Origin of the sequence: Lachnoclostridium sp. An196, assembly GCF_002160135.1 — a bacterium.
In the GTDB taxonomy this organism is placed as follows: Bacteria; Bacillota; Clostridia; order Lachnospirales; family Lachnospiraceae; genus Hominiventricola; species Hominiventricola avistercoris.
Genome location: NZ_NFJZ01000006.1, coordinates 157,053 through 170,214, shown reverse-complemented (window position 1 = coordinate 170,214; position 13,162 = coordinate 157,053). Strand labels below are relative to the sequence as shown.

Annotated in this window: 11 protein-coding genes; all 11 read left to right on the top strand. The window is 53.1% G+C overall.

What is annotated here, in order from left to right:
- Positions 1-165: 165 nt before the first annotated feature.
- The 11 genes from B5F29_RS08990 (at position 166) to B5F29_RS08940 (ending at position 13,139) form a co-directional block, all read left to right on the top strand.
- A complete protein-coding gene (locus B5F29_RS08990; protein WP_087154287.1) occupies positions 166-795 on the top strand; it encodes a hypothetical protein in 630 nt (209 codons plus the stop codon).
- Between the two features lie 11 nt (positions 796-806).
- Entirely contained in the window at positions 807-1,091 is a 285-nt protein-coding gene (locus tag B5F29_RS08985) for a hypothetical protein (protein WP_087154286.1), read from the top strand.
- An 18-nt stretch (positions 1,092-1,109) separates the two neighbouring features.
- Positions 1,110-1,697, top strand: a complete 588-nt coding sequence (locus B5F29_RS08980; protein ID WP_087154285.1) for a hypothetical protein — start codon at positions 1,110-1,112, stop codon at positions 1,695-1,697.
- Positions 1,694-2,152 (top strand): hypothetical protein, encoded by a 459-nt coding sequence (locus B5F29_RS08975; protein WP_087154284.1) that lies wholly within the window; start codon positions 1,694-1,696, stop codon positions 2,150-2,152. Before B5F29_RS08980 ends, B5F29_RS08975 begins: the two co-directional genes overlap by 4 nt.
- A complete protein-coding gene (locus B5F29_RS08970; RefSeq protein WP_087154283.1) occupies positions 2,153-2,872 on the top strand; it encodes a LytR/AlgR family response regulator transcription factor in 720 nt (239 codons plus the stop codon).
- Positions 2,873-2,893: 21 nt separating this feature from the next.
- Entirely contained in the window at positions 2,894-4,450 is a 1,557-nt protein-coding gene (locus B5F29_RS08965; protein WP_087154282.1) for a hypothetical protein, read from the top strand.
- A gap of 19 nt (positions 4,451-4,469) precedes the next feature.
- Positions 4,470-6,497 carry a dynamin family protein gene (locus B5F29_RS08960; RefSeq protein WP_206414195.1) on the top strand — a complete coding sequence of 676 codons (2,028 nt, stop codon included), beginning with the start codon at positions 4,470-4,472 and terminating at the stop codon, positions 6,495-6,497.
- Positions 6,498-6,561: 64 nt separating this feature from the next.
- Positions 6,562-7,176 (top strand): hypothetical protein, encoded by a 615-nt coding sequence (locus B5F29_RS08955; RefSeq protein ID WP_087154280.1) that lies wholly within the window; start codon positions 6,562-6,564, stop codon positions 7,174-7,176.
- A 14-nt stretch (positions 7,177-7,190) separates the two neighbouring features.
- Entirely contained in the window at positions 7,191-10,433 is a 3,243-nt protein-coding gene (locus B5F29_RS08950; protein WP_162608394.1) for an ATP-binding protein, read from the top strand.
- Positions 10,430-12,301: a dynamin family protein gene (locus B5F29_RS08945; RefSeq protein WP_087154278.1), complete on the top strand. Its 1,872-nt coding sequence runs from the start codon at positions 10,430-10,432 to the stop codon at positions 12,299-12,301. The genes B5F29_RS08950 and B5F29_RS08945 overlap by 4 nt, the downstream gene beginning before the upstream one ends.
- 88 nt (positions 12,302-12,389) lie before the next feature.
- Complete coding sequence (locus B5F29_RS08940; protein WP_087154277.1) at positions 12,390-13,139, top strand: hypothetical protein; 750 nt, start codon at positions 12,390-12,392, stop codon at positions 13,137-13,139.
- Positions 13,140-13,162: the final 23 nt, after the last annotated feature.

Here is a 13,162-nt window from a genome sequence, read left to right as displayed (position 1 = left end):
AATTTATGGGAGTTTTTTAGTGGGAGGGTTTTGTGGAAATTGATATAATTAATCTATGCTGTAATAAAATAATTATGCAGTTTTGATGGCTGAAAAAGAACAATTGATAAAATACGAAGAGAAATAGATAAGATAAAGGCAAATAAACGGGAGAGGAGCACGGCTATGCAGGAAATTTTAAACAATCTGGAGGGTATGGAGATTGACGAAGCGGCTGCCGAGGTCAATGATGCAGAATGGCCCATGTTTATGCGGACGGATGAGACGCAGGAATTCGCCCCATCTTCTGAAGTACAGGCGGCGGAGATACGGGAAGCGTTTCTGGACATTCCGGAACTGCGGTATGAAAATTGGGTAGAACTGAACGGGGAACAGCGTGTGGCGGCGCTGAATGAACTGGAACAGCAGGTGGCCGAGATCGCCATGAGGGATCCTATGGATGTGCAGATGGCTGCATTTGAGAAAGATACTCTGATGGGAACCTTTGACGGAACAACACTGCGCATTGCGGACCATTCATTGATGGATAATTCTTATGACGGATATACAGAGACTCTGAATACGTTGCTTCATGAAGGCAGACATGCATATCAGGACTATAATCTGTATGTGGAGAGGGTAGAGCAGAGCCAGGAACTGGTAGATTCCTGGAAAGTAAATAATGTAGATCTCGGCTATGACAACGGGGACCGTCTGATATTTAAGGACAGAGGGTATCTGGAATATTATACGCAGCCGGTGGAAGTGGACGCAAGGGTATTTGCTGAGACTGTGATCAATGAACTTGGCCTGTAGGAGGTAAAACGATGGGAAGAATCAAAGATATTGTCATGGAACGCCAGGGAAGCCCGGAAAAGCGGGCGGAGGTGATAGAAAAACAGCTGCAGGGGATCAGCGAGGAATTAAAGCCGCTGCTTCAGGAATGGCTGGATACGGGGAAAGAATCAGACGATACGGAATACAGCGGTTATTCGCTGAACAGTCTTATGAGAGACTATGACATGATGTTCACCGGCGCGGTCTTAACCCTGGACTGGCTGATCCGTGAACCGGAAGCTGCGAAAAAGGCGCTGAAGGAAGGCATCCGGTGACGGAAAAGGACAGTCGGGATGATAGAGAGGTTTGACATACAGGACCTGTTCGATGGCCTGGAAGGTGTAGAGCGTCTGGAAGAAGGGATCTATCTGGAACGCGTCGGAGCGGCGGAGACTTCGGAAGAATACGGCGAGGAAGACCGGATGATCTGCGGAGACGAGGATTCGGACGGAGCGTGGCTGGCCGGGAGCATGCGGGAAATCCGGGAAAGCGGAGCCATGGATCCGGAAGGAAATATTTCCTGGCACAGACTGAGAATGTTTTTTCGTGACAGGGAGCTCGTTATGGAAGAGGGGACAGAGGCGTCTCTGGAGGATCTGACAGAGGCTTTGGACGCGGATGAGAAGGTCCTGTGTACGCTGAGCGACTGTGTGCTGCAGCGTCCGGACGCGGACCGGCTGCCCGGGATATCGGCAAATATGATAGCCAGCGTGGAAAAGATAGATCTGTCCGAGCCGGGCAGAGAAACAGTGACGGTCGCCCGGATGCGGGAGAGCCGGGAGGGCACGGATCTTGAGACATATCCTCTGACACGTTTCCTGCGAGCGTGGGACTCGGGCGAAAGACGCGTACTGATTCTTCAAAAGGGAGATGATCCATGACTCTGGAAATGATTGAAAAAGAACTGCGCAGGCATCCTCTCTGGGAGAGAGAAATCCCCATACAGATGCAGACGGGGATACCTTATCTTTATTTGGAAAACGGCGCGCTGTATCTGAGGTATCTGCTGCACCGCCGGATTTTCCGCCCGGGCCGGGTCCTGATATTCCCGGACCGGTATGAACTGGAACTGCTGCTTCCGGACAGGAAGATTGTCTGTTTCCGTGATCTGCGTAAAGGGCCGGCAGAGGAGCCGGACCGGCCTGTGTGCGTCATGGATCCGGATTATGTGCTGGAAGCGGGGAAGACGGCTCTTGTAAACCTGTATGCCCGCGCGGACCGGATACTGGGATTTACAGGACCGGAAAAAGAACTGGAAATACTGGTGGGTCAATACCAGGATCAATGCAGAGAGACAGAAAAGATACTGAGACCGGATATTCTGTATGGAGGTTAAATGTTGTTTTGCATAGGCGTGTATGACACCAGAAAAGAGATAATCAGGGAGATGAGGGAAAGGCTGGTGAGCTGTTCCGTGCGGACGGACCGTGACTTCGAGATCCTCTGGATGACAGACGCGTCGGCAGCGGAAAAGATGGAGACTTATGCCCTGAAGATGCAGCTGGCGCTGATATCTCTGGACAGTCCGGAAAGCCGGCATATGGGCGAACAGATCTATTCTTTTAATCCGGACTGCAGGATCTGCTACTATAAGTCAAAAAAATGCGATCTGGAGCCTTTGCTTCCGTCCAGGCCTATCTCTTTTTATCTGTGGGAACAGGAACCGGACGTCTTCGGGCGGAAACTGGAAGGACTGCTGAGAGAGATTACGGGATCCGGAAAAGTATTCTTCTATGAGACCAGGAAGACCAGCTATGTGTTCGGCGTGCGGGATATTCTGTATTTTCAGAGCAGTCTGAAATACGTGGAGATCCACACCAGGAGCCGGGAAGAATGCAGTGTTTTCGCGAAGCTTTCCGAGATAGAAAGAAGACTTAAAGACAGCGGGCTTGAGGAATGTTTTCTCCGCATCCATAAAAGCTATATCGTAAATATCATATATATTGAAGCGCTGGACAAGGCGGGCCGCATGGTAAAACTTTCCGGTGGAGAGCAGCTTCCTGTCTCTGACGCCTGGTACGCACATGTGGCAAAAAGACTGTCCGGACTCCAATAAATAATTCAGGGAGGTAATAAAATGGTCAATTTTGAAGAACTGCAGGCGATTGCCGACAAGGCGGGCCGGAAAGACCTGACCGGGACTGCTTCGGAAAGGATACGGCAGATTAATGAGCGGACAAAGACGGGAGTGTTTGTGACCGGAGGCATGAACTGCGGGAAAACGACGGTCCTGAACGGCATCACGGGAACGGTGCTTCGGGAGCCGGGGCTTCTCAGCGAAAAGGAAAAGCCGCTGAGAGTCGTCTTTGAAAAAGCAGAGGAGGAAAACGGTTTTGAGAACCGGACAGTCGCGAACCGGGAGTGGAACAATGAAGACGCGGTGCTGTATGAGATGAAGCTGGACGACATTCTGGAAGAAGACGGAAAGCCGAAGCGCATACTGGACCTGGCGGACGTGGTGTTTTATGTGATTTCCGCTGTGGCTCCTTTTACAGCGGCAGATATGGAAGCGGTGCGCGCCCTGTCTTTTTTGAAGGTACAGGTGGTTTTGAACAAGATGGATCTGCTGGACGAGGATTCGTCGGACCAGGTAGAGGACTACGCGGAGAAAATATGTGCCGGGCTGGGCGTGCCTGCCCCGCTGGTGCTGAAAGACGTCCGATGGGATCAGGCGGCAAAAACTTTCCGCCGCGCCCTTCCGTCCTGGAAGGAGCGGGAGCTGCTGCGCAGGGAACATATGGAGGCCGTCCGGAGAGAGGCGGCCGGGGAACTGGAAGCGGCCATCCGGGAACAGATCCGCGGCGCGGCCGTGAAAAGCAGACAGGACATGGAAGAACATGCCCGAAAGACTCTGGAAACACAGGAACAGCAGGCTTTATGGAGAAGGCTGCGGGCGCAGATGCTGGAACGGTGCGACGAACTCCTGACAAAGGTGAGAGAAAATACGGAAAGGGCGCAGGCCGCTGTCAGCGAAGAACTGTATGCATCAGCGAGAGAAGCGCAGTTTGACGAGGACTGGATCAGAAAGCAGATTCCGAGGCTGATGGAGGAAAAGATACAGTCTCTGGCGGAGAGCCAGAAAGAGCAGATCGAAACCAGGATGCGGGAGGACTGCAGAGATATGATGAAACGCGCGGTCAATCTGGGCCTGACCACCGGATTCGACCTGACGGACGCGGATTTTGTGCTGATGACCAGTGTGACAAAACCGGGGTACAGACTCCAGATCGAAAAAGCGAAGTACTCCGGGGATTCCCGGATCCTGCTTGGAACAGGGATCGCGGCGGGACTGTTCCTGCTGCTGCCGATCCCCACGACGCTGGGAGTGGCCGGGACCGTAGCGGCGGCGGGGATCGGAGGCTCGGCGTATCTGAAAGACAAAAAAGAAAAGTCGGAAAAACTCTGGGAACAGCAGATCCGGGAATACAGCCGGATGAATCTGAGAAATCTGGGAGACGCCCTGTCCGCTTCCGTGAGAGATTACTATGGAAAACTGGCAGACACGATCCGGAAAAGGGCAGAAGCGCTGCAGCCGCCTCAGGCGGACGAAAGCGCGGCGCAGCGCAGGACAGAGGAACTGAATTCGCTGCTTGCCCGGTGCCGGGAGCTGCTGGACGATACAAAATATGAATGAAAGAAGAGAGGAACCTGTTATGGCAAGAATGGAAGAACACAAAAAAGTCCTGGAAGAACTGGCGGCGCTGATCTCGAGGGAGGAGCAGTGCGCGGCGGTTATCGCGCCGGAAAATACAGTCTGGAAAGAGGATCTGGCCAAGACGAAGGAAAAGACCGGAGAGAAGTTCGTGGTGCTGGTCATGGGGATCTTTTCTTCCGGCAAAAGCAGTATGATCAACGCGTTGATCGGAGAGGAACTGCTGCCCACCGGTTTCCTGCCGGAAACGGCAGTGCTGGGGGAGATGCACTACAGCACGGAAAAAAAGGTGACGCTGTATCCGAAAAAAGGAGAGTGGGAAGGAGGGGATACTCCCTTCACCCTTGTCAATCCGTCCAGCGAGGAGATCGCGAAGTACGCCTCCATCGACAACGAAGCGGGCATGAACTGCAAAGCGGATGATTCCGACAAGATCCGCTCCAAATTTGAAAAGATGGTGATCCACTGGCCGCTGGAGATCCTGAAGGACGGCGTCGTACTGGTGGATTCTCCCGGTATCAATGACCCGTACAGCAACGATTACATCACCAGAGGGTATCTGCCGACGGCGGACGCGATCATTTATCTGATGAATTCCCAGCAGGCATACCAGAAAGAGGATATGAAACAGCTGAACGAGATCAACGGACTGGGGCTCAGGAATATTATTTTCGGGTATTCCTTCTATGATATCATCAGCAGCCAGCCTCCGGCAAAGGTGGAACAGATCAGGAAGGTGCTGATCGGGCATGCTTTGAAGCACGGCGATCTGGGAGAGGAATCCGTACATTTCCTGTCGTCTCTGGACGGCCTGAGGGCGAAGATGCAGCATGACCAGAAGCTGCTGGTACAGTCCGGCTACGACGGGCTGGAAAAATTCCTGACCAAATACCTTGTGGAAAATAAAGGCCGTGACCAGATCCGCGTGATGTCAGGCGCCATCGCCGGCTATGCCGCCGTAATGCAGAAAGAGGCCGGGACGCGCAATAAAGCCGCTGAAGTGGATTCCGGAGAACTGGAAAGACGCATCGCGAACGCCAGAAAGCAGCTGGAGATCGCGAAGATGAACGCCGAATCCACGGAAAAATCGTTCCGTCTTGCCATGAACGGGTGTTACCCGCAGGTGAAGTCAAAAGTAGAAGAATACATCTCCGGACTGGCTGACCAGGTAGATCTGGAAGACTACGAACCGGATGGGGAGCTGGCAAAAAGCTTTGGAAAACTGAACCCGGTGGGAGCCAGAAAGAAGGCCAAAGCGCTCCAGCAGGAATGTATGGAAGAATATTCCAGAAGGATGAGAAAAGAGATGAACCGCTGGCTCAGCCGCGAGCTGTCTCCTTATCTGATCAGACTGGAACAGCAGTGTATGGAGGGGATTCAGAAAGACCTGGTAACGGTCGCGGAACAGCTGAACGATGTGGATGTGATACTGACGGACGGAACTGTGAAGGGAGGAAACTCAGGGGCGGTGTCCAGCGCGGCTCTGGGCGTATGTTTCGGAGTGCTCACGGGAGACTGGTACACAGGGGCCATGAGCGTTGCCTATGGAAAGGGCGTTCTCGCGAAGAGCGTCGCGATTCAGGCAGGGATCGGAGTAGTTACGGGAACATTGCTTGCCATGGGCGTGGCCGTCAGCCTCCCTGCTTTCATAGGGGCGATCATTCTGGGAGATCTGATCAGCATACTCAGCTCCAATACGGAAAAACAGAAAGCAAAGATTATGAAATCCGTGACGGAAAACAGCCGGAAAGAATTTGCCAAGGCCACAGAAGACCAGCGGAAAAATGTGGACAGCATCATGAAAAATGTAAACGCGCATCTGGGCAAGGTCTGCAGCGATATGTCCGCGGCGCTGAAAGCGGACGTCGAGCAGAAAGAAGCGCTGATCAACGCGACGATCGGAGGGATATCCAAGGAAAAGGACGAAAAGGATCTGGAAATCCGGAGGCGGAACGAGGCGGCGGAAGAACTGCAGAAGATCGCGGCCGAAGCGGAACAGATCAGCCGGAAATATGATGTAGCAATATAATCTGTCTGGAAAAGGCCGCTGCGCCGTGTGGAGCGCAGCGGCCTTAAAAACGGAGCGTGACGACATGAAAAAAATAGACATGATCTATAATCCTTATACAGAAAAGGCCGGTCTGACCATAGACGGCAGCTGGCACTACGGCGGGGACGGAAGGCTGAAAGATTTTTTTGTGGGGAAATCCATAGAGAAATGGCTGCCCCGCAGGACCGTGTCCTATCAGCGGTGGGACGGGATCCTGCCGGAACTGATGGAGTATCTGAACGACGACGAACTGCTGATCCGTTTCTGCGGAACAGAGCCGGATTACCGGCGCGTGGAAAAAGAACTGAAGAAACAGGAACGTACGGTAAAGGAAAACGGGTTTGACGCCGGACTGTACCGGCTGTCTTTCCGCGAACAGTGGCAGCCGGAAAAGATCTCCCGGCTCGTCCTGCAGTTTATCGACAACCGGATACCGTTTGTCCCGGTGCAGAAAGAGATGATGGAACTGCAGTATCTGAGCAATCAGCTGAAAGACGCCGGGAAAGACGGCATGACGGCGGAGCGGCTGCGAGGGGTCAGAAAACAGCTTCTGGATATTACGGAAGAAATAGTCCTTGCATGTGAAAAGAAGGAATACAGTCATTACAGACAGACATGGGAGAATGCCCGCAGGGAAGCGGAACAGATATTTTCATGAAACAGGGGGCGGCAATGAAAGCGGAATTAGCAACATATCAGGAAAAAAACGAAGTATCCGCAGTTATCAATGAGGCAGTGGCGAAAGCGGAGATTTATGTAAGGAAGGGTTATCTGTCCGGGCTGGACGATGCCGGGATCCTGCCGATGGAGAAGGAACTTGCCGGAATCGTTCCGGGAAATAATCTGCGCCTGATCCGTCTGGACAGTTTTGTCTATGAAAAAGAACAGTCAGTGGCGGAGAAACTGAAGACCGTCTACGGCGCGCTGCGGGGCCGGGGGATCAGCGCCGTCCTCTTTCTGGAGGGGAAGACCGACCGGGTCAATCTGTATCTGGGGGTCAGCGCGGACCGGTACGACAGGTTATCCTCCGGATACCGTACATTTCTGAATTCATTTCAGGGGATCTTTCCGGGCTGCCGGTATGAGAATATGAAGTTTGAAGAATCCAGAGGGATGCTTAAGAGAATACTTCCGGAGGATGAAAAAATCACCGTAGCCGCCATATCCGGATTCCCGGAAGAAAAAACGGATCAGAGAAACGTGCCGGGAGAGCGGCTGGATGTATTGATCGACGGTATGCGGGGCAGGCCGTTTTCCATGATCCTGCTGGCAGACTGCATGGACGCCGGTGAGATAGTCCGGGCACGGAAAAGCCTGGAGTCTCTGTACACCCAGATATCTCCGTTCCAAAAACAGGAAGTGTCCATGTCGGAAGGAGAGACAGAGAGTTACGGGGTAAGCGTATCGGAAACGATTTCCAGGTCCATCACCCTGAGTACCGGGATAAGCACGGGCCAGACAAAGACTCTGGGTACGAGCAGAAGCGAGCAGGCTGTTGAAGAAGATGAACAGGCGGAAAAACATGAAGCGGCACTGCAGACTGCGGGCACATTGATCGCGGCCGGGATGGGGGGCTGGATGCAGGCCGGGATGGGAGGCCTTTTTTACGCGCCCGCTGTTACCAACGCGCTGAAAAAAGCAGACGCATGGATGGGAGCAGACGCTGCCCGGCGTCCGAAGTCTGTCACGGAGACAGAACAGGAATCCACGGCAGACAGCAAGACCGAGACACGGACAGAATCCGCGGCGGACAGCAAGGCAAAGGCAGAGGGGTATAATCTGGGAAGAGGCACGACCTTAAGCCGCAGCACACAGAGAAGCTGTGTCAACCGGTCCGTCTCCGGGCTTCTGGATCAGATCGAACGTGAAATCCGCCGTCTGGACAGGCTGGAGCACGAAGGGGCTTTCCGGGTGGCGGGATATTTTATCGCGGGAGATACGGAGACTGCCGTGTCCGCGGCAAATCTGTACCGGTCCATTGTATCTTCTTCCGGCGGGATGAAGGAATCCTCGGGGATCTACCAGTGGTCGGAGAGAGAACAGGTGGAACAGATCCGCCGTTATCTGCTCAGAGGCGCGCACCCGGTCTTTTCGTTTGGAGAAGAGTCCGGATTTCCCAGGATACAGGCGGGACAGCCGGTGGGCCTGTCCGATATGCCTGCTTATTTCTGTCTGCCGGAAAAATCGCTTCCCGGCTTTCATGTGTCTTCTCACGCGGCCTTTGCCAGAGATATCCTGTGCGGCGGCCCGGGAGCGGAAGATACAGAAGACAGACGCGCCAGGATCGGCTGTGTCACCCATATGGGGAAAGAAGATCCGTATACGGAGGTGTCATTCGGCCTGAACGGCCTGACCAGCCATCTTTTCGTATCCGGAGCCACCGGCGTGGGAAAATCTAATTTCTGCTACCAGCTTCTGGATCAGGCGGTGGGCCAGGGAGTGAAAGCGCTGGTCATTGAACCTGCGAAAGGCGAATATGCCAGGGTGTTCGGAGGCCGGGACGGATTCCGCGTATACGGGACCAACGTCCGCTATGCGCCGCCGCTGCGCGTCAATCCGTTCGCCTATCCGGACGGTATCCATGTGCTGGAGCATATCGACCGCCTCATGGCGATCTTCCAGGCGGCATGGCCGCTGTATTCTGCCATGCCCGCCATACTGAAAGACGCGGTGGAGGAAATCTACAGAGACAAAGGATTTGACATGATGGTGGGCGACTGCCCGGAAGGAGGAGAGTTTCCCGGCTTTGCGGACCTGCTGGAAAAGCTTCCGGAGGTGATCGGCCGCTCCGCCTATTCCGGCGAGGTGAAGGGAAACTATACCGGAGCCCTGGTAACGCGTGTGAAGTCGCTGACAAACGGCATCTACGGCACGGTGTTCGGACGGGAAGAGATCGGAGACAGAGGCCTGTTTGATGAAAATGTCATCGTGGATATCAGCCGGGTAGGTTCAGAGGAAACGAGAGCTCTGATCATGGGCGTGCTTGTCATGCGCCTGACCGAACACCGCATGTGTTCCGGAGAGATGAACAGCCCCTTGAGACATCTTACGCTGCTGGAGGAGGCTCATCATCTGCTTCGCAGACAGACAGGGCCGGTATCGGCCGATACGGGCAATATGAAAGCCGCGTCGGCGGAAATGATCACGAACGCGATCGCGGAGATGCGTACTTACGGGGAAGGTTTCGTGATCGCGGACCAGTCGCCGTCTGTGATGGATCAGTCCGCGATCCGCAATACACGGACAAAGGTGTTCTTCATGCTTCCGGACCGGGATGACCGGCGGATTGCCGGAGATTCCGTCGCGCTGACAGAATGGCAGCAGCAGGAACTGGCGAAGCTCCCGGCCGGGACGGCAGTGGTTTATCAGAGCCAGTGGACGGAACCGGTTCTTTGCAGGGTGGATTATTATGGAAAAGAAAAAGCCTGTCCGTTTATATATCAGAGGACAGATCTTCGCGGTGACAACCGAAAGTACATAGGACAGTGCCTGGCGGTCCTTCTGAAGAACCGTCTGGTGGACCAGTCGGCAAGTACGCTGGACGAGGAGCTGATCCGCAGCCTGGACGGGAAGATGCCTCTGCTGGATGAAAAAAGAGCCAGAACGGCCAGAAAAGTCTGCTCTGAGTATCTGAAAGGGACGCCGGTTCCGGTGGAAGTGAAGAAGATAGCGGGAGATATAGAGATACTGCTGGGATTTGGCGGAATTTTTGAACGGTGCAGCGGCAGCGCGGCGATCGGCGAATGGGCCGGAAAAATGGAAAAAGAAATACAGAATCAGGCAGAGGTGTCGGAACCGGAGGCGCAGACACTGGTCCTGATCGGGATCCAGTCAAGAATCCATAAAAACCGGGAATACCGGAAGCTGTATGTGAGGTATCTGGCATACTGTCTGGAGGGGAGGAATCGACCGTGAATGAAATCATCGAAGAAATCTTACGGGATCTGGAACAACTGATCTTAGAGCTGGATGAGGAAAAAAGAAATCAGTATCTGGAGCGCATTGCGTCCGTCAGGCAGAGAATCCGGTATCCGGATATGAAACTGGCAATCATCGGAGATTTCAGCTGCGGAAAGAGCACATTTCTGAATGCGGTGCTGAAACGCCCGCTTCTGACGATGGATGTATTGCCCACGACCGCGGTCCCTACTTTCATTGACTGGAACGGCAGCGGCGCGGGGGCGCAGATTACCCTGACCGGAACGGACGGGAAGGCGCATGCGCTGAACCGGGAAGGCAGAGAATGGTTTCGGAATATTGCAAAAAGAGAACTTCCGGAGAAAGAAGGGGAGCTGATCGATTACCTGACGACTACCAGCGAACTGGAAGCTGTGATTCAGAAGGTGCGGATATCGTTTCCCGGCCAGGGCGGATATCCCGGATTCTGCATCGTGGATACGCCCGGCGTGAATCCCGGCGAGGAGTCGGCGAAAGGACATATCCTGCAGACTCAGAATGTCCTTCGGGAAGAGGCGGACGCCGCGATTATCCTGTTTCCGTGCTACTGCGTCTACACGCATGATTTTACTGTTTTTCTGGAACAAAATGCGAAGCATCTGCTGGCGGATTCTATATTTGTGGTTACGAAAATGGACCTTGCCCCGGAAAAAGAGAGGGAAAAGCTGATCCGTTTCGTAGAAGGCCGTCTGGAGAACGATTTCGGCCTGGAACACCCGAAGGTATACGGCTGCGCGGCTGCCGAAGCCCTGAGGGATTATTTTGAAAATTCTGCCGCAGAGAGCCGGTGGACCGCAGAATTTGAGCAGATGCTTCTGGAGATATTCGCCTCTCTGAGCGGAAGGAGGGAGCAGCTGGTGGCGGCCAAGACCGCGGAGATGATGGAAAATCTGTTGTCGGAACTGAAAGCCGGGATCTCCTCCGAGCAGGAAAACATACTGCGGGCGAAAAAAGCCGTGGAGACATATTCTTACGACAATCTGACGGCGGAATATGAAAAGATCATGAAAAAATATCATGATACCCTGGCAGGTCCCGTAAGAAGATCGAAAGACAGTCTGGAGAAAATCATAAGGGATAAGGTGAACGCGGCCAGATCAGAAGCGGGACAGAGTATTCGAAGCATGGGGAATTCGGATGGAATCAATTCCTATCTGAAGGACAGATTCAACAGCCGGATGCAAGAAATGACCCGCGAGATTGAAAAGCTGTGCCAGCAGGCCGGAAACAGCCTGGATCAGCTTTATGAGAAAGAATATACAAAACTTGTAACAGAAACCGGCGAGATGCTGGACCGTTACCGGTATAATACGGGAGACTTCCATTCTCTTACGGGAAAAGTGATAGATACCAGCAAAAGTGTTTTTCTGGCAAAGAAAAAAGAGGTTCCGGCTGTCAGTTCGACGGGTATTTATAACGATGTTATAACCGGATCGGACAGTTATGCTATGTGGGCGTTTCTTGTAGCTTCTTTTAATGTGGTCGGACTTTTGATCGGGGCGGCAGGAAGGATCTGGTTCTGGAAAAAGAGAGAAGAAACTGCGGTGGAAGTGGAAAAGAGAGTGGCAGACTGCGCCGATCCCATCATAAAACAATGCCGTCAGAATCTGAATCAGGTCTGGCGCGGCTACAGACAGGCAGGGGAAACGCTGCTGAAAGAATATCAGGAAGAATATAAAACCTTTTTCGAGGAAAAGAAGAAGGATCTGGAAGCATACAGGATCCAGGCGGACCGGCAGATAGAAAACAATAAAAGGCTGATCAGGGAGCTTGACAGATTGAATTCCCTGCTTATGTCTCAAAAACGGAATGAAATCCCGGGTTAATTCTGCTGTTCTGATTGGGAAAAATGCAGAAATGACGTAAAAATTATATATTATGGTAAACTTGCAGCAAGTAAAGGAGGCGGGACAGATGTTGATGGAAGGGCTGAAAATGGATGATTTGATGGAAGCCGAAGGGCTCAGGGAAACCGATGTGTGGGGCATTGGCGAGATCGAGGAGATCGAGCCGATTCTTCCGATGGAACTGTCTGCGGAAGTGCCGGGGATGGACCGGGCGATGGTCTGCGGAGATCCGTTCCGTCTCGGAGAGATCCTGGATTATCAGCAGGGCTTTGACAATCCCTATGGAGCGACCGGGACATGCGGACTAACCTCGGTATCCAATATCTGTAAGATGGCGGGGATGGATGTCACGGAACCGGAAGTCGTGGAGTATGCCATGGAAAACGATCAATGCATCAAGGATGATCCTAAATATCACGGAGGAGGGACAACGATCGGCAACGATCTGGCAGTGCTTTCCCACTATGGAATCGAAGCACACTGCGAGTTTTCGGACACGGCGGACGGCGAACGCCTGGCGGAAGCCATTGAAGGCGGGCACGGAGTGATCCTGGGTGTAAATTCGGGGATTCTCCAGGACAGGGAGTGGAAGGTGGAAAATGCGGAAGGAGAAGTCGTATCCAACCACGCGGTCTGCCTGACCGGTACGGTGAGGGATCCGGATACCGGAGAACTGGCAGGATTTTATCTCTGTGACAGCTCTTCCCAGAGACCGGACGGAGGAAAGATTTTTATTACACTGGATCAGCTGGATGAATGTTATACGAATGTAAAAGAGTCTTTCGCGATTATTACAGACGACCCGATCAGAGGATAAAGTTATTTTATATCAGAAAGCAG